The organism is Streptomyces sp. MZ04 (assembly GCF_004684775.1).
Lineage (GTDB): Bacteria > Actinomycetota > Actinomycetes > Streptomycetales > Streptomycetaceae > Streptomyces.
Window position 1 is genome coordinate 1 of sequence record NZ_SRIC01000140.1, and the last position, 20,595, is coordinate 20,595.

At 69.1% G+C, this 20,595-nt stretch carries 23 protein-coding genes; 15 read left to right on the top strand and 8 right to left on the bottom strand.

What is annotated here, in order from left to right; all coding sequences use genetic code 11:
* The first annotated feature begins 166 nt into the window (after positions 1-166).
* The 9 genes from E2651_RS25660 to E2651_RS25700 all read left to right on the top strand — a co-directional run bounded on the left by E2651_RS25660 (position 167) and on the right by E2651_RS25700 (position 6,428).
* Positions 167-631: a hypothetical protein gene (locus E2651_RS25660; RefSeq protein WP_135333582.1), complete on the top strand. Its 465-nt coding sequence runs from the start codon at positions 167-169 to the stop codon at positions 629-631.
* A 19-nt stretch (positions 632-650) separates the two neighbouring features.
* Entirely contained in the window at positions 651-1,502 is an 852-nt protein-coding gene (locus E2651_RS25665; protein WP_135333583.1) for a hypothetical protein, read from the top strand.
* Between the two features lie 62 nt (positions 1,503-1,564).
* Positions 1,565-2,269: a hypothetical protein gene (locus E2651_RS44720; protein ID WP_209446238.1), complete on the top strand. Its 705-nt coding sequence runs from the start codon at positions 1,565-1,567 to the stop codon at positions 2,267-2,269.
* A 56-nt stretch (positions 2,270-2,325) separates the two neighbouring features.
* On the top strand, positions 2,326-2,583 hold the full coding sequence (locus E2651_RS25675; protein WP_135333584.1) for a hypothetical protein: 258 nt from the start codon (positions 2,326-2,328) through the stop codon (positions 2,581-2,583).
* A gap of 54 nt (positions 2,584-2,637) precedes the next feature.
* A complete protein-coding gene (locus E2651_RS25680; RefSeq protein WP_135333585.1) occupies positions 2,638-3,267 on the top strand; it encodes a hypothetical protein in 630 nt (209 codons plus the stop codon).
* 62 nt (positions 3,268-3,329) lie between these two features.
* The gene (locus E2651_RS25685; protein ID WP_135333586.1) at positions 3,330-3,707 is read left to right on the top strand and encodes a hypothetical protein; all 378 of its coding nucleotides are present in this window, start codon (positions 3,330-3,332) and stop codon (positions 3,705-3,707) included.
* A 548-nt stretch (positions 3,708-4,255) separates the two neighbouring features.
* The gene (locus E2651_RS25690; RefSeq protein WP_135333587.1) at positions 4,256-5,038 is read left to right on the top strand and encodes a hypothetical protein; all 783 of its coding nucleotides are present in this window, start codon (positions 4,256-4,258) and stop codon (positions 5,036-5,038) included.
* 20 nt (positions 5,039-5,058) lie between these two features.
* Positions 5,059-5,649 carry a hypothetical protein gene (locus tag E2651_RS25695; protein ID WP_209446239.1) on the top strand — a complete coding sequence of 197 codons (591 nt, stop codon included), beginning with the start codon at positions 5,059-5,061 and terminating at the stop codon, positions 5,647-5,649.
* 302 nt (positions 5,650-5,951) lie between these two features.
* Positions 5,952-6,428, top strand: a complete 477-nt coding sequence (locus E2651_RS25700; protein ID WP_135333588.1) for a hypothetical protein — start codon at positions 5,952-5,954, stop codon at positions 6,426-6,428.
* Positions 6,429-6,436: 8 nt separating this feature from the next.
* Here E2651_RS25700 and E2651_RS25705 read toward each other — a convergent pair whose 3' ends face one another.
* Entirely contained in the window at positions 6,437-7,012 is a 576-nt protein-coding gene (locus E2651_RS25705) for a hypothetical protein (RefSeq protein ID WP_135333589.1), read from the bottom strand.
* A 348-nt stretch (positions 7,013-7,360) separates the two neighbouring features.
* Between E2651_RS25705 and E2651_RS25710 the strand changes: the two genes are divergently transcribed.
* Positions 7,361-7,624 (top strand): DUF6207 family protein, encoded by a 264-nt coding sequence (locus E2651_RS25710; RefSeq protein ID WP_135333590.1) that lies wholly within the window; start codon positions 7,361-7,363, stop codon positions 7,622-7,624.
* Between the two features lie 461 nt (positions 7,625-8,085).
* Here E2651_RS25710 and E2651_RS25715 read toward each other — a convergent pair whose 3' ends face one another.
* Positions 8,086-8,274 carry a hypothetical protein gene (locus E2651_RS25715; protein ID WP_135333591.1) on the bottom strand — a complete coding sequence of 63 codons (189 nt, stop codon included), beginning with the start codon at positions 8,272-8,274 and terminating at the stop codon, positions 8,086-8,088.
* Between the two features lie 111 nt (positions 8,275-8,385).
* Between E2651_RS25715 and E2651_RS25720 the strand changes: the two genes are divergently transcribed.
* Both E2651_RS25720 and E2651_RS25725 read left to right on the top strand, forming a co-directional pair.
* Complete coding sequence (locus tag E2651_RS25720) at positions 8,386-9,831, top strand: hypothetical protein (protein WP_135333592.1); 1,446 nt, start codon at positions 8,386-8,388, stop codon at positions 9,829-9,831.
* Positions 9,832-10,950: 1,119 nt separating this feature from the next.
* Positions 10,951-12,264, top strand: a complete 1,314-nt coding sequence (locus E2651_RS25725; protein ID WP_245239208.1) for a helix-turn-helix transcriptional regulator — start codon at positions 10,951-10,953, stop codon at positions 12,262-12,264.
* 40 nt (positions 12,265-12,304) lie between these two features.
* Here the strand turns inward: E2651_RS25725 and E2651_RS25730 are convergent, their stop codons facing one another.
* Positions 12,305-13,105, bottom strand: coding sequence for a GNAT family N-acetyltransferase (locus tag E2651_RS25730; RefSeq protein ID WP_135333593.1), 801 nt, complete (start codon positions 13,103-13,105; stop codon positions 12,305-12,307).
* Positions 13,106-13,883: 778 nt separating this feature from the next.
* On the bottom strand, positions 13,884-14,309 hold the full coding sequence (locus tag E2651_RS25735; protein ID WP_135333594.1) for a hypothetical protein: 426 nt from the start codon (positions 14,307-14,309) through the stop codon (positions 13,884-13,886).
* Positions 14,310-14,882: 573 nt separating this feature from the next.
* On the opposite strand from E2651_RS25735, the gene E2651_RS25740 reads away from it, so the two are divergent.
* Positions 14,883-15,497: a zinc ribbon domain-containing protein gene (locus E2651_RS25740; protein WP_135333595.1), complete on the top strand. Its 615-nt coding sequence runs from the start codon at positions 14,883-14,885 to the stop codon at positions 15,495-15,497.
* A gap of 3 nt (positions 15,498-15,500) precedes the next feature.
* Here the strand turns inward: E2651_RS25740 and E2651_RS25745 are convergent, their stop codons facing one another.
* From E2651_RS25745 to E2651_RS25760, 4 genes are all read right to left on the bottom strand, one after another.
* Positions 15,501-15,833, bottom strand: a complete 333-nt coding sequence (locus E2651_RS25745; RefSeq protein ID WP_245239210.1) for a WhiB family transcriptional regulator — start codon at positions 15,831-15,833, stop codon at positions 15,501-15,503.
* Between the two features lie 476 nt (positions 15,834-16,309).
* The gene (locus tag E2651_RS25750; protein ID WP_135333597.1) at positions 16,310-17,473 is read right to left on the bottom strand and encodes a methyltransferase domain-containing protein; all 1,164 of its coding nucleotides are present in this window, start codon (positions 17,471-17,473) and stop codon (positions 16,310-16,312) included.
* A gap of 731 nt (positions 17,474-18,204) precedes the next feature.
* A complete protein-coding gene (locus E2651_RS25755; protein WP_245239211.1) occupies positions 18,205-18,579 on the bottom strand; it encodes a fic family toxin-antitoxin system, toxin component in 375 nt (124 codons plus the stop codon).
* Between the two features lie 14 nt (positions 18,580-18,593).
* Complete coding sequence (locus E2651_RS25760; RefSeq protein WP_135333598.1) at positions 18,594-18,815, bottom strand: hypothetical protein; 222 nt, start codon at positions 18,813-18,815, stop codon at positions 18,594-18,596.
* A gap of 521 nt (positions 18,816-19,336) precedes the next feature.
* Between E2651_RS25760 and E2651_RS25765 the strand changes: the two genes are divergently transcribed.
* Both E2651_RS25765 and E2651_RS25770 read left to right on the top strand, forming a co-directional pair.
* Complete coding sequence (locus E2651_RS25765) at positions 19,337-19,726, top strand: hypothetical protein (RefSeq protein ID WP_135333599.1); 390 nt, start codon at positions 19,337-19,339, stop codon at positions 19,724-19,726.
* An 85-nt stretch (positions 19,727-19,811) separates the two neighbouring features.
* The gene (locus E2651_RS25770; protein ID WP_245239213.1) at positions 19,812-20,453 is read left to right on the top strand and encodes a GNAT family N-acetyltransferase; all 642 of its coding nucleotides are present in this window, start codon (positions 19,812-19,814) and stop codon (positions 20,451-20,453) included.
* Positions 20,454-20,595: the final 142 nt, after the last annotated feature.

A 20,595-nucleotide genomic window follows, 5' to 3' on the forward strand; every position in this document is an offset into this window, starting at 1 on the left:
CATTCGTCGGCAGCGTCGGATTCAGAGTAGAATCAGGATAAGAGACAGGGCGGGTTGAGGGGTGCCCTCGGTTCGGGCCGGGTGGCGTTCGGGGCGAAGTTTCTAGTCTGGGCTTGGTTCGGTGAAGCGTTGTGGGAGTGACCTGCTCCAGGTTGTTGCAAGTTCATTGTTCGATGTGTACTTTGGTTATCACGAGGTCGGGGGAACGGCGAACCGGCCGAGACACCACCAGCTGACCCTGATGGAGGGGATCTTCATGTCCGGTACCAGAACCGCCCCGGGGGCGCCTGGGCGCCCAACCAAATCGGAACCTAAGGAGCAGCTTTCGGTCGAGATCACGATTCACCGTGTCTTCGACGATGGTCTGTTCGAGGATCTGCGCTGCCCGGCTGGGTCCGAGCTGTGGCCGATCATGCAGTTCATCGATCGGGTAATCGCGAAGAGCCACTGGCTCGTGATCGTTCCCAACGGCAGCACCAAGGCCGCCATGGCCCAGGTGTCGTACCCCATCAGCTCGGAACTGCTCTCAAAGATCGTGACTGATGGGCTGAGGGCACGGCAACGAGTCGTGGTTGTACCCGACGGCGTTGCTGCTCCGGCGGCTGCCGAAGTTGATCGAGTCTGCGGGTGAAGTGGTGAGTCTCCTCCGCGTGACCAGCACACCCGCCCTCTCCGCACCCACCGCCGCCCACCAGGTCGCCGCGCTGCTCCCCGAGAGCCCGCTCGGCCCGTGGCACGTCACTGCCTTCCGTACCGGCTACACCGACGCTCCCGCCGCCCAGATCACCGACGGTTCCCGTGCGGTCATCGCCGCCTTCCACAAAGGCCACACCACGCTCGCGTGGGAACGACGCGGTGAAAGCGCCACGTATCCACTCATCGCCGTCCCCGGCGCCCGCCCGTCCGACACAGCCCGAGAGATCCTGCGCAGCGCCCTCCCGGATCTCGACACCGCGCAGGCCCCCGCCACTGATCCGGCGCGCGCCGCCCGCGACTTCCTCGACGAGCTCGGCGGCGCGTTCGCCGCGCGGCGCATCGCGACGACCTGTTGGACCACCCAGTTGATGAACACCACAGTGCGCACCTGGCAACGCGGTCCCGCGCTCTTGCTCCTGGAGTCGTCCATGGCGCAGCCCACGCTCAACCTGGAGTACGGCGGGCGCGAGGAGGGCTTCTACGGCGGGGCGTTGGCCGACTTCGAGTCGCTGTTCCCCGCGTTCCTGCCGACCCGCCCTCGCCATTCGCACAGGGTGCTCGGCAACGAGATCACAGGCGGTATCCCGCGTCGCCTGTACTCCCGCTTCTCGTACGCCCCCATGCGGCAGTACGCCCCGTACGACTGCCTCAGCTTCGGCCGGAACGTCGGCCCGACCGGGCAGATCGAGACGCCCGACTACCGGGCCCGCGCCCGCGACAACTCCCCCGTGCACGCCTACGTGGACGGCCTCGGCCTGGACTTCGTCCGCTCAATCCTCGACCGCCTCACCGACCCCGCTGCCTGACCCCACCCCGCGCCGCGCCCGCACCGGGGCGCGGCCCCGCCCCTCTTCGGAAGGACCCGCTCATGCTCACCTTCGACCCGACTACGACCAGCGGCGTGGCCCTGGCCGGGCTGTTCCGTACCTGGTGCCGCCTGCGCGGCGACGACACCGAAGGTGAAGTCAGCCGCGGCGACATGATGAGCGCGCTCGGCGCGACGTTCCAGAACCTCGGCCTGGTGGTCGGCGGCCCGGCCACGCAGCTCGATGTGCCCGCCGACCACCAGGTGTTCACCGTCATTGGCCTGAGTTGCGACCACAGCGACACCTTGTACGTGGCGCACGTCATCCCCGGCGAGTACGCCGACGCCGGGGCCGAACTGGCAACCAGCGAGGACCACTTCGGCCAGTGGGCGGCCACCTTCACCGCGCCGTCCGCCGACGCGGCCGCCGACATGGCCCGCCGCCAGGTCGAAGACGGCGCCCTGGATGGACACACCGTGGTCCCGACGGAACCCGAGGAGGCCCTGCGGGAGCCCTCGCCGGCTGGTTCGTGCGCCACGCCGAGCCCGTCGCCTGCCCCCAACGCTGACCCGACCCTCAAGTGGCAGCGGCTCGCCGCAGCCCTGAACGAACTCGACAACGACGGCTTCGCCCTCCTGTTCGGAGACCGCATGGGAGCGGAGACCAACTGGTACCCGGCGCCCTACGTGTACTCCGGCAATCGGCCCGATGCGCCCCGAACCGCCTGGGACCGCAAGAAGAAGAAGTGGGTCGTCGAGAAGCGCTAGCGCGCCCATCCCGCCGCCCGGCCGCGCGCCGGGCGGCCCGCCTCGAGGAGCACTCTGTGGCCACCCTGCTCATCTGGACCGACGACGGCGAAACGCTCACCATCATCGACTCCCACCAGGTCGAGGACGGCGATCAAGCCGCCATTGACGAACTGTTCGAGGACGCGGCTGAGCGCAACGGCGCCGACAACGGGTGCGCGTTCGACGTGGACCGGCACAGCGACGCCGTGCAGCGCGCGTACGAGGAGTACGCCCAGCCGCTCCGCCTCGTGCTCGTGGACGACGTCGAAGGCCACAAGCCCGCCACCTACTGATCCGCGCGCGGGCTGTGCCCCAAGCCGATCCGCGCTTCCCCGGAAGGCCCCTTCGTGAACCCCTACTCCGGCAACTCCATCGAGGTCGGCGAAACCCGCATCCCGGCCGCCGCCGCGTCGCCCATCGCCCCCGCCACCGTCTCCGTGACCGAGCTCGCGCCGGACTCCATGCTCGTCGGTATCGCGCCGCCCTACGGCACCCTCGACGACTGGGGGCGCGCGAAGAACGCCGTGCACCAGGCCGGTGACCGTATCGCCCGGACCATCGCGGACACGCTGCGCGTCATGTTCCCCACCGCTGCCTACCTCATGCTGTACCGAGGCGAGTACGACGACGAACTCCACCCGCACAGCATCCGCGACGAGCATGGCGGGATCCTGTGGGACTTCCCCGGCGTCACGTCCTTCGAGCCGTTCCCCGTCACGCTCCCCGACGGGCCGCTGCGCGCCGCGTGGGGGGACAAGGATCCGCAGGCTCCCGGCGCCCTCAACGACCTCGTACGGAGCCTGGAGGAGTTCGGCTGCAGCTTCGACACGATGCCCGACGATCTGCCCTTCCACGGCGTTGACCCCGACCAGTGCGAACCGTGCCTGTTGCTGTCCGACCGGGCGCGCCCCGGGCTCTGGGACTTCGGGAGGGTGATGCGGCCGTACAGCGCCGCGCGCCCCGACGGTGCGCGTTGAACGCCGGGCCCGGCACCGTGCGGGAGCGGGGCCCGGCGCCCGTGCGCCAGGCGGCGCGTTCCGTGCCGTCCACGAGGACGTTCTACTACGGCCACGCCCCCGTCCGCGTACGCGTTCTGGACGGGGAAGTCCTCTGGTTCCTACGGGACTTGGCGGCCGCCGTCGGCGTGCGGCTGCCCTCCGGCCACCTGGACGCGGTGCTCCCAGGCATCGGTACGACCAGGCAGGCGTGGGCAGTAGCGCTCCGGGCTGGCTGTGGTGCGCCCGACGCGTTCCAGACGTGGCTCGACAAGGTTGCTGCCCTGCTCCTTGCTCCGCCCACGGTGCGCCCTGCACCGTCCGTGCCGCGTCCCCGCCTCACCCCGGCCCAAGGAACGGCACATGGACGTCAGTCCAGTAACCAAGCACCCGCCCCGTACGCACGGCTCGTACAGCCATGAGGTCCGGTTGGTCTTCGACGCGGACGGTGTGAATGGGAGTGCCGGTAGGAACGCTGGTGAGGAACAGCGGGCCGCAGGTGCGGCGGGCGACGACGAGTCGGGGCAGCGCTGGGCAGTGCCGAACTACCGAGGGGCTTCCGCAGTAGATCCGGTACCTACTGCGGTAGTCGTTGACCCGTCTCGGCGGAGCTTGAGCGGTTCTCACCACAGGTGAACGGATGCTCGTTCGTCTCACCGAAGGTGAACGGGCCTGGTCAGCGACACGGTGGAGGCGCTGAGTCAGGTGGGGGTGGCCTGGGGCAAGCAGCACCGCGCGAGTCTTTCCGCCGGGCACTACCGGGCAGCTGACTCGTGGCGGCGCTGCCAACACGGGCCCTGAGCTGCGCAATCAGTCTTCGGCGAGACGAACGAGCACCCGTTCACCTGTGGTGAGAACCGCAGCACCTTCGCTGAGACACGTCAGTCGTGAACGAGCCATCCTCCCTCTCTCCCAGCCAATACAAGTCCAATGAATAGGCATGTCTAAATATTGGACACATGATGGTGGGGTGAGTTCGAAACGCGAGGAAGCGATGGCGGCACTGCGTGCATGGTCCGTCCCCGGCACCCGAGCCCGGCTGCTCGCCGAGGCGTGGACGGCGGGCGAGACGAACGTCCGATCGCTGGCCGAGGCGGCGCGCTGCGTACGCCAGACCGTCTACACCGACCTGAAGTCCGCAGGGATCGACCCCGATGACCGGCCCAAGGAGAAGAACATGACCGCAGTGACCGTCGAGGGGTTCAATGGCGTCGATGACGACCAGTCGGAAGGCCTGCTCTACAACGCTGTCGTGGCCAAGCGCGAGGGCCGACCGGCCCCTGCCGCGGAGGAGTTCGGCAGGATGTTGGCGCTGAGTCTGGCGCTGGGGCAGTACAACGAGCTGCGGGCCCGCCTCGCTGAGGAGGAAGACGCCCGTGCCGAGCGCAACCGCGCCCGGCACCGGGCCGACACCCTGTGGGAGGCGCTGGCCGACCCGAACAACAAGGGCAGCTGGCTGCACGGCCACCAGGCGTACGTCCGGGCCGTGGACGACGCCCACCGCGCCATTGACGCGTGGAAGGCCGTCGCCGAGACCTTGATGAACCTGGCATTCCTCCGCCGAGGAAAGGACGCCGACCGGCTGGTCGACGCCTACGAGCAGTCCATCCTCCCCGCTGGCCACCCGCCGGTGAACAAGCCCGACATCGACGCCGAGGCGGAGGCCGCCCGGCTGCACGAGGCACTGGAGACCGAGCACGCCCGCCGCAAGACCCTCGCCGCCGAGACCCTCGGCCTGGCCACCCGCAACTGACCCGACCGAGAGGCAACACCGTGATCACGAACCTTTCCCCGCTCGACATCGAGGGCTTCACCGGCACGTACGAGATGGCCGACGCCCAGCACGTCGCCGCGCTGCGGCGCTGGCAGGCCGCCCACCCCGACACCGACCCGCATGGCGAGGAGGCCCACGCGGAGGGCATGCGGCTGGTCGCAGTCGCGGACACCACCGCCCGCTACACCGATGTCCGCGACCTCCTGGCCCACGAGCAGGTCGTCCGCGCCGAACGCGACCACCTGCTGCATCAGGTGGAACTCCGCTGGGAGGCGCTGAGCAACGCTTCGGCCTGGCTTGCCGCCCATCACGCCTACGTGCTCGCGGTCGACGAGGCCCGCCTCGCCGTCGACATGTGGCGCGAGCGTGCCGAGGCTGCCCTCAAGCGGCCGTTCTTCTGCTCCTCGCCGAGGGACGAAGCGGCCTACCGCCAGATCCAGGAGGCCGGTCACCCCGCTCTGGAGGAGGCCCAGGCTGACCTCGACCGGACCCCGGCGCAGACTGCCAAGCGGCTGCGTGCCGACCTCGACCACAGCCACGAGCGCCGCACCCAGCTGGCCGCTGAGACCCTTGCGGTCGCACGCGCCTGACACTGCACCATGAGAAGCGGCGCTCGAAGCCATAGGTGGCTTCGAGCGCCGCTTCGACTCTACGGCCGCAGAAGTGGTCACTCGAGCAGCTGGAGGAGCTGGCTGAACCCGAAAACCCACCCACAGTGACGCCCCCGCAAGATCGGCCTGGAGCTCATCCAAGGGGAAGACGGCCACCGGCAAGCACGCGGCGGCCAAGGTGCCCGCCGCTGAGCACCGCCAGGAGGTGACGGCCGCTGCGCCCCGCGTCCTCCTGGTTCACCGTCCAGGGAATGTCCGTGGCGCGGACTACTCTCGATCACATGACCGAAGCCACCACAGCCCCCAACCCGTTCGACTTCCCCGACAAGCTGATCGAGGCGCAGCAGGCCGCCGCCGAGGCGTTCGCGGCGTTGCATCGTTTCCAGGCTGACCCCGAGCTGCCGTGGTCGCGGGAGCCGCACGAGGGGTGGGAGGAGCCGGAACCGGCGCACGGTGGGGTCCTGCAGGGTTACAAGTCGTCCCGCCCCGCCACCAAAGGGTGGAGCGCCGAGCAGGTGGTGGAGTACGAGAAGCTGTGGGAGGCATGCCGCGACACGAGCGTGCTCGTGCACACGCATCCGCACTGGGAGCGCTTCACGGGTCCCGATGCGGTCGCCGCCCGGCAGGCCCTCAAGCGGATGCCCGGCGCGCAGCCGGGAGCCGCGCCGCAGCCGGCGGCGAGCGTTGAGCCGGAGCTGGAGCCGGAGACCACGAAGGGCTCCGAGCTGGTCCAGGACGACGTCGCCAAGGCCGTCTGAGGAAGGGCCTATCGGTCGTCGGCGTGCTGCCGCGCGGCCGCTAGACCATCGCGCGCGTGCGCCGCGCGCTGCTCGGCCGCTGTGAACCGTCGGCAGTGCCCGCAATACTCGTTCTCGGCATCCTGCGGGTGGTGCGAGGTGTGCGTGCACACCGGGCACGCGAACGAGGGCCGCTCACCGCTCACTGCCTCACCGCTCACTGCGTGCCGCCGATCACGGGCGCCTGTCCGCCCGGCCTTGTCGACGGGCGGACGGGGCCGGGGCATGTCCCCTCGCGCCACGCCGGCGTCCGTGGACGGCCGCGTTGTGCTGACGTGCGCGGAGCGGAGCCCTTCTTGCGGCCACCGGTACAGGCACGTCGTCACCGCGGTGTCGCCACGCAGGTCGACGCTCACCTGATAGACGATCGTGCCATCCGCCCATTCCTGCAGGGCCAGGACCGGCGCGTACCGCCAGCTCCCGTGTGACCACACCCGCAGCGCGGGCCGGTCACCGGCCGGCCACGTCGTGACCGTCGGCTCCGGGCCATCCCCGGGACGCCACGGCCGCGCCTGCTCCGGCTCACGGATCTCTGTCGTGCTCATCCTCCGAGCGTAGGCGCACGCCGCAAGGCATTCGGATGCTCCACCCTCGCGCCGTTCCACACCCTGCGAGGAAGGCCCCCATGTCTAGTCCGCGTCCATCCGGTCGCCTCGTCGGCCTGGTTGTCGGCGTCGCCCTGGTCATCGTCGGTGCGGTGCTCGCCGCGGTTGCCGTGTTCGGCGGGAGCAATGGCGACAGAGTCGGCCCCGACCGTCGAGCTGACCATTCTGCCGTGCAGGGGGCAACAACGGCGGGATCTTCGGTGGCAGTGACGGCTGCCGGGCCAGCTCGATCGGGTGAAGCCACCCGTCTGTCCGAACTCCGGGTCAGGCGGTGGCGTCTGGACGGTCATGACGACCCCCAAACGCCACCTGCATGAGCCCGGTCACGTCAGCGTCATCATCCACGGTGCGGACGAGGAGACCGTCACCGCCTTCGCACGCGCCCTCGCCGTCTGCCACAACGTGACCGACCCCAGCAGCCCGTGGCGTGTGCCCGGCCAACCCGGCGTGCACGTCCAGGTGTATGGCCACACGGATCCCGGCGAGGAATCCGACCCGGTGACCTGCTGCGCGGCGGTCCCCGAAGACTGCCAGTGGCGGCTGCCCTCGTGACGATTTGAGCGCGCCGGCCCCACCCTCAACACCACGTCTTCCGTCGTCGACCTGGTCGAGCGTCTGCGCGCACTGTGTGGGAACGTGCTCGCCGAGCGCGCCGACCCGGCCACGCCTTGTCCCTGCTTCCCGCCTAGCACCAGTCCTCGAACCTTCGCGCCCGGTGTCCCGGCGAACGTAGTGCCGGGTGGTCGGCCTCGCATCGTCTGTGATGACGGGGGCTGCTCCGTGTGCCAGTAGGCCGTGATCAAGTGGGCCTCACCCTATGGGCCCCTGCTCAACAACAGCCGCGAAGAAGGGCATTTGAGGATTTGCTGCTGTGGAGCACGAATCCGTTGCGTTGCCGGTCGCGGCCAGAATTTCTCGGGCGGCGTGGCTGATTTGATGGGGATCTCGGGCGGCGAGCGAGCGGGAAATCTACTGTGAGGCTTGGTGATTGGGGGCGGGCATTGGTACGTGATTCACGGCTCGTACAGACCGCGGTGATTGGTGACGAGCAATCGGATGTGCCCGTGGTCCTGCCGACGACGGCTATCGAGCTGGACGGCTTCCGGCACTTTCACCGCCACGACACGTTCTGGTGCGGTCTGCTGTTGGGCGGCTGCGGCGCCCGCTTGGCCGACAAGCTGTACGTCGATCGTCAGTGCCATTTCCAGCACTACCCTCAGGGGCAGCACGGTGGTGAGCCCACGTGCCGGCGTCGGGGCATCGGTGAGTCAAGTGCCGACCACCTGTACGTGAAGCGCGCGTTGGAGACGTCATTGACGGATCACGGGCGGGCGGCCCGCTTCTCCTACCCGGACCCGATCGGCTCCGTCCTCGACGTCGACCTGGACGACGGGCGGCGGCTCAGGGTCCACCTGGACGGACAGGTCCGACCGAGCTGGGGGGACGGCATCCCGATTCTCGGCGCCGACGTCCCGCTCGAGCCCGGGGCGCTCTCACGCTGCCAGTACGTCTACCGGGTGCGCCTGGAGAGCGACGGGACCAACCGCCGGGTGTGGATCGGGACCGAAAGCCTCGCACACGCCACGGAGTGGACGTCTCTGGCGGACTGCGAGTGGGGAACGGACGGCCTCGTCACCGAGGCCGCGGTGCGGATCCTGCAGAGCACACCGCCGACCGCGCCGTCGCGCACGCAGCCGATACCGGAGGCAGTGATGCGGCTGATACGCGGGCTGGAGACGGCGCAGCGGTCGGGCACGGTCGAGCATGTCCGTCGGCTCTGCGAGGGAAGCGGCGCGTTCCTGGAGAGCCTGGAGCCGTACGCGCGGGCGGAAGCGCAGCAGGCCCTCGATGAGGCACTCACGTGGCTGGACGGGCACGCGGGTTATCAGCAGGGCGTCTTCGCGGACCTGCAGCGCGCCGTGGACGAGGGGCGTGCCTGGGACGTGCGCGAGCACTACAACCGGGCCACCGCGCTGACCCGACGCGGTGCCAGCGCGGCCGAACAGGAAGTGCTGCAGCATGCTCGCGCCTTCCTGCAGGAGAAGAACCACCGGCCGGCGCCGGACACCGCAGCACGGCGGCAGCGGGCGCTCAACAGGCTCGCCCCGGCGCAGACACGCGTCGGCGTGACGCCCCGGCACAGGACCGTTTCGGCCGAGGAGCGCGAGCGGATCCAGCAGCAGGCTGCCGTGTTGAAGGTCCGGCGCCTGGTCAGCGACCTCCAGCGCCCGAATGTCTCGGCCGGGCGCCGGGCGAAGAAGCTGCGGGAGCTGGAGGCGGCCGTGGGCAGAGCCAAGGGCGCCCTTCCGTGGTCTGACATGCAGCAGGTCCGAGCACTGCGGAAGGAGCAGCCCGCGGACAGGCCGGCCAGGCCGCGACCGGCGCCGCGGCAGCATCAGGCTCTGTCGGATGAAGCCCTCGCTTCCGCGGCTGCGGCCGTGCGCGGTGCGCTGAAGCGCACGGCCCGCACCCAGCAGACCATCACGTGGGCCGAGCTGAAGGAGCAGCTGGGCTCGGCTCTGCCCCGCATATCCGAGGAGGAGCGGCGCCAGCTGGTCGTACGGGTGGATGAGACGTCAGAACGGGACGAGCCCCTGCTCTCCAGCATTCTCGCGGCCGGCGACCCGCAGCTGGCCGAGGCGTACCGGTTGTCCGCCAACCTGCTCGGCGGGCAACTTCCCGCAGGTGACCGTGAGTTGCTGCGGGACGTGATCGACGCCGACGTACGGCAGACCCACGCGTACTGGCGACACAGGTGAACCCCTGTGTGAAGTGCCGTGAAGTTGTCGGCCGTGATGCCATTACCGGCCAGCGCCTGCTTCTCACGACTCGACACGACATCTGTAGCTACCTCTGAGGGCCCAAGGACCTGAACAACGACGCGACGGTGGCACAGATGTGACACCTAGCCAGCGACAACTTCACGGCACTTCACAACGAGCACGAGGCACCACGCCCGGCGCGCACCACCCGGCAGCTCGGCCACAAGTCAGGGCCGGTTGTCTTCGGACGCGAACGCGACGGGCCAACGTGCTATAGGCTCCGCACAAGTTGCCACCCTGTGCGAGAGCACAGGTGTGTGACGATCCGCCGCTCTCCGCGGTAGCTGTCCAGGCGGTGCGGGGGCGGCTGGGTGTGTGACGATCCGCCGCTCCCTGCGGTTGCTTCCTACGGCGCGAGGGGAGCGGCGGGATCCTCTACTGCCTTTGTTCCTGCTGGGTGGCCATGAGCTCGCTAGGCCAGCACGACGGCCCGGGAACAGCATGGCAAGCGCGTTGTCCCCAAAGAGGCCGTGCCCGCTGTCGACCGTGGCCAGCAAACGGGCGTCGCTCTGCACTCCGACCGGGGTCGTGCCTGCCTCGGTGAGCTCCCAGCACCCGAGAGGGTAGAGGCCTTCGGCGGCCTCATGATCTTCCCGCAGGCGCTCCCGCAGGAAGTCGCTCCACTGTTGCGCCGACGTCATGCCGAGCCCTGCCGGGCGGGAGAGCGGCCTCGGATGCCGCGCTCGCTACTGCCGATCCGGACACGCTCACGGGCGCCCACCTCTCTCTCCTCGTCCCCGGGCCTCCGAACCCGAGTCCTGATGGCGCGCATGAGCGCAGGCCTGGTGATGCCTTGAGCCCGAACTTCCCGGACGCGACGCTCGTTTCGGCCAGCCGCAGCGGACCCAGGTGGGCGCGTTCGAGTGTCCGGTTGCCTGCTCCCGAGCTCCTCCATGCCGATCGACGACGGCCCTCTGGTCCGGTCTGGTCCGGGTGAACTTTAGGCGTTGTCGCGCGGTCCCTCTTCGCAGCCGGGATGATGTCACATGCATGGGGCTGCGGCGGGGCCAAGAGGGGGCCGAATTGAGCGGGTGGGGGAAGCGGCAGGACCGGCTGGTGGTGCGAGCTGTCGACGTGCTGTCGGGTGTGCTCAGCGGGACCAGGGCTGAGCCGTCTCGACGTGTCATCGCCTCCCGGGCGCTGCTGGCCATCGAGCAGTGGCTGTTTCCGATGCACGAGGAGCTGGTGCTGGCGGAGAACGCGGACGCAGCGGCTCAGAAGGCAACCGATGAACAGTGGGTGGACGATGCCGCGGTGCGCCAGTGGGTGACGGAGATGCTGGCCGAGCACGCATCGTCGTACAACGAGCACCATGACGTGTGGGAAGACGATCAGGAGTACGTCGACCGCACCGACCACCCGGTGTGGGGGTTGCTTGAGCTCTCTCCCTTCTCGCGGCGCCTGCGACTGCTGCAGGGCGCGACCGCGAAGACCGCCGTCAGCCTGGGAAGCGACCTCGGCGTCGGCGCCCACCAGATCGGGCACTGGGTAACGGGCCGGTCCCGTCCCGGGGAACGTGACCGGGAGGCCCTGGCCCGGATACTGGGTGTCCATCCCGCGTGGTTGCATGCCTCCCGCGACGAACAGCCCGATGTGCAGCTGTACCGGTTCCAGTACTGCCCGTGCGAACAGCCGTCCACCACGACGCGACTCGGCATGGGCCGAGAGGAACCGAGCTGGTACGACAGCCCCGCCGAGCAGGACGCCGCCGTGCAGTGGTGTGACGGTTGCGGGCAGTCCTGGCTGAAGGACTCGGCCGGGTGGCTGCTGCCGCTTCCCCCCGGCGAAGAGCCGACGCCATCCGGCGCACGTCTGTCCGACGTAGGCCACTCTGTCGCCCACAGCTCCATGTCCCTCGACGAGGTGTGGCCGCGGGCGCTGTGGCAGCCTTCCGGGGGCAAGAAGGGCCACGCCCGGACCGCCTACCGGATTCCCGATCTGCTCACGCAGGAGCCTCAGGTTCTGCCGGTGCGGCCGGCGGCCGCGCATGTCTCGGTGCCGGAGCCGGTCTGGGAGGCCCGCGCGGAGGACCGGGTGGCTGCCAACGCCGAGTGGTGCCGCATGTGCCGATCTCTCGTCGGTGCACCGGTGACTGCCGTCGGCGGGCAGTGGGTTCTCCTGCACCGCAGCGAGCCGGGGCGCGACCTGAGCACCTGGACGTACCCCGCCGAGAAGGACGCTCTGCACGCCGGCGCCCATCTGGCGATGACCTATCTGCAGCTGGACGACGGCCCCCTCGACCGGGTGGCGCTGGACCTGTTCACCGGTCAGGCGCACACCCAGGTCATCGCCCGCTTTCTCGAACTGCACCCAGAGACCTGCCAGTTCGAGATCGCCGAACTCGTCCCGAAGCGTGCCGACCAGTTCTGAACTCCGCCGCCCGTCCTCTCGGCTGAGCCGACTCGACGGGTCAGGCTTCGCTCGCGATCAGCCAGGCGATCCACGCGCCATCCGGTGCCCGGCCCAGGTGAAGGTCCGGCGTGTGGTCGGCGGCACGGGCACAGATGCGGCCGTAGGCTCCGTGCCGGGCGGGGCACAGCCGGGCCAGTTCGTCGGGGGTGAGCGCCGCCAGGGCGTCGGGAAGGCTCTGGCCCGCCGCAGTCGCGCGTGCCTGCGCGCCTCGGTGACGTTCGACGGCGTCCAGGCGCTCGGCGAGAAGGCGGGCCCAGCGCAGGTCGGAGTCGTCCTGCTCCTCGGCGAGGGTGTAGAGACACTGATGCGCGCCGTGTTCGTCGAACTCGTCGACCATGATCATGCCGATCGACTCCAGGAGGCGACGCGAGCGGATGTTCGCTGCCTGGGTGACAGCGATCAGCGGGCCGCCGGCGGGAACGACGTCGGTCCACCAGCTGATGACCGCGGCGACGGCCTCCCGGCCAAGGCCCTGGCCCCAGAAGCCTGGGAGCAGTTGGTAGGAGACCTCGGCGCGGCCCTCGCCCCGGTGGTCGGGGCCGATGGTCACCAGACCGATCACCTGTTGGTCGGCGATGCGGACGACAGCCCAGGCACCGGCCGTCTTCGGATACATGGCTTGCCGCGCTGTGACGCGTTCGTCCGTGGCAGGACCGCCGAGGTGTGCACGGACCCTGTCGTCGGTGAGCAAGTCGCGCACGAGGGATGCGTCTTCGGCGGTGACGGGGCGCAGGAGGAGGCGATCGGTACGCAGCTCGGCGGGCCAGACTTGGGCGAGAGCATCGTCGACGGAGTCCATGGGTGCAGCTTGGCATCCTGGTGGCACGGCACGACGCAGGTCCGGTTCATCGCAGGCACAACACGGATGTCATGTGAGGGCATCGGCGCCACGAATGCGGTACAGAGGCGCGGCCGACCGTGATCTTGACGGGAGATCTGGGCAAGCTGGCGTGTGGAAACGGATCGCGAGCATCAGGAGCACCCCGTGAACAAGCCGAACACCACCGACCCGACCGACGATCTGTGGCAGTCGAGGGCCCTTAGCGCTCTGGAGCGGGCGGTCGTCAGCGAGTCCGGCCTTCCTGAGGGACGGCGAGGCTTGGCAGTAGACGTGGTGGTGGCTTTACTGAAAGCCGGGCTGCCGATCTCTGACCTTCATGCCGCCCTCTTCGAGGACCGGGCCGGGGTGGCCTTGTCGGTAGTTCCTGGGCCTGGCGGCCTTCGCGTGCTGTGGCGGCAGCACCCGCACGTGGAGAACCGGTCTGACAGCGTGTGGCGCGCCCAGCAGGCCGCCATGCACCCTGCGCGCCATCCTGTCGGCGCAGGGCTACTGGATGAAGGAGGACCAGTCCGCCGGGGAGGCACCGATCGTCCTCGCGCGGGTGCGACCCTGATCTGGCCGGGTGCTCGGGCATCTGGAGGAGCGCACTCAGCGGTCCAGCATGCGCCGCCGACCGGCAGGTAGTCGGCAACGTACTACTGAGACCGACGTCGAACTCCTTGAGCAGAGAGGCGGAAGCCGGCGCAGGGCTTGACCTGGCGAGTCTGACTCGGGAAACGGCTTCGACGCCGAGGGACTACTTGGCGGTGTAGGCGACGGAGGCCGCGACCAGTCGGCCTCGCTCTGCCGCCGCGTACACCTGGCGCTGCAGCTCCCGCTCACCGCCACGAAGTGGCAGCCCCAGGTCGTCCGCCGCGTACAGCACGACGTAGCCCACCTGCTGTGCAAGGTAGTCCCACCGCGGCGGGACCTCGCCCGGGAGCGTGAGCAGCGGTTCGGCCTCCCCGGGCATCCACACCGTGATCATCTGGGTGTCACGGTGCAGGTTCAGCCGCCAGCCGTGCGCTTCGCGGATCCTCATCGGCTGGCCCGCCTTGACCAGTGGGAGACCGGCACCGAGCAGTGCGGCCAGCAGCTTGGGCATCAGCTGGCCGACTGGCCCCAGGGGCAGTTCATCGTGCGGGTTCTGGATGGCGTACCAGGCCAGCTTGTCCTGCGACATCCCCGCTGACCATGCTTTGCTCTTCGCCGTTGTCGTACTCATCTACGTGCCTCATCTCATGCATGGCCAGAAGGCCCCCAGGGGTCAACGACAGGTCGTCTTCGCGGCAACGCGAAGACGCGGGAGTGGTGTACCGAAGGGTGGCAACGGCAGGGCCGCGAGCAGGAGTCGAGCCGAAGAACGACGGGCACCAGACGCCTTGATGCGCCCAGGCGACTGAGCCAACTCCTGCGAGGCCCCGAGAGCCGGACCATCGGTCCCGAGGCCGATGGGGAGTGAGTTCGATGGGGAATCCGCTGACCGGATCACCGCCTTGATCGACACGGCGGAGTGCGCCCCGGAACGGACCTGCGAGTTGTGCGGGCCCCGGCCGTACCCGCTTTCGCGGCGAGGGACCGCAGATCTGGATGCAATCAAGCCGCGCCCGTCCGACGCACCCCGCCCAAGGCTCCTCCCGGCGCCTTGCTCCCGCTTCATGCCCCGAATCCGGTGGCCTCTTGAGAAGATCGCATCCCTGACCTCAAGGAACTGCGCCGTCCGCGCGGTCCCGACCAAGTTCGAAAGAAGCACCACGTGAGTGACTCCGTGCAGCAGTGGGACGACATACTGGCCGACCTCCTGGTGGAGTGCGGCCACTGCCACGGCCCCATGTCGCCCCTCCCGGCCGGGGCCGCGGAGCCGGCCTACGAGTGTCTGCAGAAGGCGCACGACAAGTGCACCCAGGCGACGATGCCTGCCCTGGAACTCGAGGACTACGTCGCCCACCAAGTGCTGGGCGAGATGGCCAAGCCCGCCGTCGCGGACGCCCTGACCCAGGCCCTGCTCACGATGGTCGAGACGGACCTGTCCACCCTGACGGAGGACCTCGCGACCCGGGACGCTCTCGACGGCGTCCCCGCCGAGCAGATCGAGGCCAGGCGCCGCGAACTGCATGCCGAGCGCCGCACCCTTAACCGCTTCATGGACGAGGACACCTTCAGCCCTCGCTGGCTGGCCGAGTGGTGGGACCACCGCGCAGCCGAGGCACCGCACCGCAAGCGGCAATTGTGCGCCTCGTTCTTCACACGGATCGAACTCCTCGCCGGACCGGCCCCCGAGCCCGACGCCCTCTACGACGACCGGGTCGTCCTGCACTGGAAGACCTGGGACGACCCGGCGGGCGGTACCGGCCCCGGAGGCACGCAGTGACGATCAGCCAGCCGCCCCCCATCCACCGGTGGAGTCCCGGTGCGCTTCGCTCTGCCGGTCGTGTTCGACACGTGCTGATTCCAGCAAGCGCCGCCAGGACGTCACGGTGGGCCGGCGCCGCAGGAGAGCTCGCCTCTCCCGCTCCGTCATACCGCCCCAGATGCCATGCTCGATCCTCTTGTCCAAGGCGTAGGACAGGCACTCCATCCTCACCGGGCAGCCGGTGCACACTGCCTTCGCCCTGCTCTGGGCCGCGCCGTCGACGAACAGCTCATCGGGATCAGCAGTTCGGCAGATTGCTCGTTCGCCCCAGGCTCCCCCATCGTCTGCGTCCACCTCAGTGCCGTCCTCTCCCCAATCCGGCCTGCCGCACTCCCCTGGACAGGCGCAGTCCGAGAACGGTACGGCAATCGCCTGAAGCATGAGGCACTGTCATCCCCGAGCACTTCCTTCGAGCGACGCAGTGTTGACGTGCCCGAGGGCTCACCTGATGGGTTCCGCTCAGCCGTCGGCTCGGCATCCTGGCATCGACGGAAGCGGTACTTCACCCATGATCTTGCTGATGCGCCGCCGGTGTGTGAACCCGCCCTGCCTGGGGAATTTCATGATCGCTCACACGGTGAAGGATGACGGCGCAGTGTCACAGGAGCCTTCTGCGTCGGGGTCTTCTCCACTGGTCGAGCTCCAGTCACAGCGGGTGGTACTCGACGTCGCCTTTGCTGCCTACGTGATGCAGTTCGTCTAGCGCTGCTCAGGGGGTGCCGACGGAGACCTTGCCCCGAACCGGAGTGAAGCTCCTCGGACGCGCTGCCTCACTCCGGTTCGGGCCCGTCCGGAGGCCGCCGGGTGACCAACTCACGGCGGGGGACCGGTGTGAGAGGGCTGTCGAGCCAGATGCGGCAGGTACCTGAGCGGTCGGCACTCACGCCGAAGCGGGTCCGGGCCGGCCGGCCGTGTCCGTCCCACCAGGTCCAGGCCGCGCACACCTCATCCCACAGGCGACGCGGACCGCACTGTGCGACGGCGTCCGCCGTGCTCCAGGCGTCCACGGCGACGGTGGCCCAGGAGCCGTCGGTACACCACAGGCGCAGCAGCCGGTCGCCGCCGGCGGGCACCGGGTCCCAGGTGACGCCGGGGACCTGCAGGCCGATCGCCCAGCGTGCCGCACCGGTCGCCAGGACGGCGCGGGGATCGCCCGCGGCGGCAGACAGCTCCGGGGCGTCGGCGGCCGCCTCGGACCACGCGGGCCGCTGTCCGCGCTCCCACATGAACGCCACACCGCCCACGAAGTGCCCCTCGGCCTCCTCGCCATTCGCACGTACGGTCAGACGCAGCAGCCCGGTGTTGGAGAACAGGCTGCCGAACGGGACGACGATCCGTCCGCCGGGCCGTACCTGCCCGACCCATGTCCCGGGGATGTGGCGCACGGAGAAGGCGCAGTGCAGCGCGTCGTACGGCGCGCCCTGGGCATGCCCTCGCGTCGCGTCCGCGCACAGCATGGTCACCGGCGGGCGGCAACCGCCCAGGTTGGCCCGCACCTTCTGGGCCAGATCGGGGTCAGCCTCAATCGTCACCACGAGCGCGCCGTAGGCGGCCAGCAGCGCCGCCGTCCAGCCGGTGCCACTGCCCAGGTCGAGCACCCGCGCGCCGGGGGAGCAGTCCAGCAGCGCGAGCATGGATGCGACCGCCTCGGGCGCGGACGACGATGACGAGGGCACGGGCGCGCCATCGAATGTCGAAGAACTGAGCTGCGTGATGACCTGGCCCTTCGCGCAGACCAGTTCGTCCCACTCTTGTGGCGCCGTGCTCCGGTTCACCCTCCGGTAGCGGCGTCCACCGCCCGGCTCCGGCACGAACACATCCTCCGGAACGAAACGAGCGCGGGGCACCGCCTCGAACACGGCCCGCCAGGCCGACGGCAGGCTGACGGCAGCTGCCACCTCGCCGACCAACTGCTCCCAGGCATTCGTGGCCACGACTACGTCTCCCCGCCGTCCTCGTCCTCCTGGCCGGGGTCCTCGATCGGCATCCCGCCGATGCCGTCCTTCTCTTCATCAGTCAGGGCACCATCGCTGTCCGCATCCTCTCGCGCCATGGCAACTCCCCCTTCTTTGCATCTGGTTCTACCCCAGGCGGCGACACTGAAGCGAGATGGTGGGAGGCCAGAGGCCTGAGGAGCGTTAACGTCGCGGTCCGTGATGCAACAGACGATGGTCCCGAGCGAGGTTCTGCACTGGAACCCGTCATCGCGGAGTGGGCTGCTGAGCCCGGGTGGGGACCCGACAGCCCGGATATCTGGATCGCAGTCGCCCCGCAAAATTCCGTCCGTAGGGCGATCGATTAATGCCGAAATCGCCTGCCGCAACGGTTCTTTATCGAAAGAGGGTCTGGCAGCCATCGAAGAGCAGCTGGGGGCACAGGGATGATTCAGGCGGTGAGGGCGGACTCAGCAATGCGCGGTCGCCGCCAGCATCTACTGCGTCCGACCACCTGTGTCGTGTCACAGCTCTCGACGTGGAATTTCAAGCTGCCGATCAGTGCTGGACCACATCGCGGCCTGTCTGGCGTGGCCGGACGGACTCCAGCTGCATATCGCTGATGGACTGCTCGTGCGACATTCTCGCGAGTTGGTCCGCTTCGCTGCCATCTACGAGCGTCGCAGCTTCGTGGGAACGCCTTATCCACATCCACCGCGGTCGTCGGATGCTCAGCTGGTCCAGCTCTTGAAACGGGCGGCGATCTGGCGCACGTCCAGCCTTCCCGCAAGAGTTTCCTGGATGAGGTCGCCCACCTCGTCGGCTTTCGCTGTCACGGTCAAACCGCACATGTTCAGGTATCCGTACGCCACGGAGAGGGCGAAGATCTCGTTGGAGTGGGCCAGCGCCGGGATGCGCAGGAGGCACTGAAGCAGGGCAGCCGCTCGGTGGTGCGGCTCCGGGTAGACCACCTGGTCCATCACCATGTCGCTGTGGCGCGCGACGGCCGCGGCCGTCGCACCCCAGTCCATGATGTCCGGCTGATCACGAAGCTGGTGTTCGATGATCTCCAACAGCCAGGCGCGGTCGATCGTGAGCAGTTGCACGAAGGTCCTTCTGCTCAGGCAGCCTGGTGGCCGGTGCTGCTCGGGCCGAAACGTTCCGCGAGGGCCTCGCCGAACTTGTCGACGCACGCCTGCGCGCCGGTGAGGAACAGGTGCCTGGGCAACTGCTCTTCGACGAGCGAAGTGACATAGGTGTTGGGGTCGACGCCGCTGGCGGCGGCGGCCTGGTTCACCGTGCTGCCCGACTCATCGCTCATGTCGACCTGGAACTGCGTCATGGAGCCACGGTAGCGGTCCCAGGCAGCCCGGGGGAACCTGATGTCCGACTTCCTGCTTCCGGGTCGGGTGCGTCAGCGCACCGCTGGACGAGCCGCTCTGGCTCGTCGAGCTGCCCGGAACGTCAGCGCTCATTGCGCCCAAGGGCGTCCCGATGGAGGGCTCTGCGGTGCGGGAGGCCGGGATAGCAGGTAGTGCGGCCTTACGGGCGGCCAGTGCTACGGGGGGGGGAAGGCGGGCTGCAGCCGGTCGATGAACAAGGAGCACTCCCCCAAGTAGCCAGTGCCGTCAAGACCGTTGACATTGCGACCTGCGGATGCATCAGCCTGGCGCCGGGACACAGATCCTTCCACGCGATGGCTGAGGAAGACTCTCAACAGGGGCGTTGCATTTTCACCTTTCGCTATGTATCTTGATATTGTCGCGCCGGGCAGTACGGCGCCCCCTCTTCTTCTTCTGTGCCACAGCAGACACATCCGGTCACCGCACGCCGCTTTGGCGCCCGCAGCTTCCGAGGATTGCCATGCACCTGTACCCCATGCTGTTCCGCTTCACCGCGAGCGGTCCCACGCCGCAAGAGGCCTTCGCGGCCTACACCGCGAAGGACATCGCGCAGCCCACCGACCCCTTCTCGCCCCGCGCTGACCTGACGAAGGTCGCGGCCGTCACCGTCGTAGGCGACCGGGCGCCGCTGCACGCCGACGAGGCGGGCTGCTCCAACGCCTCCTACAACGCGGCCGTCGGCGCCGACGGCGCGCCGCTCAGCGAGGACGACGCCGAGTGGCTGGCCGACCGCCTCATCGAGGACGACGCGCCGTGCGTCCGCTCCGGCGCCGCCGGAGCGCTGCTGCTGACCCACCCCACGGCCGAGCCGAGCTGGCTCTTCTTCGGCTGGAGCGTCCGCGCCGACTAGCCGCGCCACGCCCGCGCCCCCTCACCGCATTCTCCACCGGCCGGATTCCCGCGACCTTCCGGCCGCGAAGCGCAAAGGACCCACCGTGCACGTCCAAACCTCTCTCCGCGCCGCTACCGACATCCGGATCCGCACCGCGACTCCTGCTGACGGCGACACCGTCATCGAACTGGCCTCCCTGGTTGATCTTCAGGTGCCCTCTGAGGCGGTGCCTTCCGCCCTCGCGCCGATGCGGTTCGCTCTCACCGCCACCGACGACGGTCCGCTGTCCCACCGGGAAAATCACTTTCTGATCGCCGAGGACCGTGACGGCTTCCCGGTGGGCACCATCGTCTGCGGACCGCCGAACTGGATCACCAAGCCGGGGCGCGCGCCCGGCCTGGTGAGGCGTCGGCTCGTGCACCGCCTCTCGACCGTCCACGCACTGGCTGTTCGGCCCGAGCATCGCAGGCGGGGTATCGCCCGTGCGCTCCTTCAACAGGCCGAAGCGACCTTCCGGGAAGCCGAATACGCGGCGCTGACGCTGCGCCACGAACGCGAGCTGACCGGGTTCTACCAGCGGCTCGGCTACACCAGCTCCAACCGGCTGTCGCTGGCGCTGCCGACGGGCGAACTGCTCACGCTCGTGGACCGGGGCTGGAAGCACGCCTTCAAGGTCCTCTCTCCCTCAGCCTCAATCAGCACCGTCCAGGGGCTGCCCACGATCACCGGCGCCCTTTCGGACTGACCGCCACGGCCAGGGGGGTGTCCTGGTCCGGGGCACTCCCCGCGATCAGCCGCGACGCACGCGGCCGGGCCCGAAGCCCCGTCCCTCATCTCTCCTTCAAGGACTCCAGATGCCCGCACCCGCTACCCTCCTCCCCCAGCGC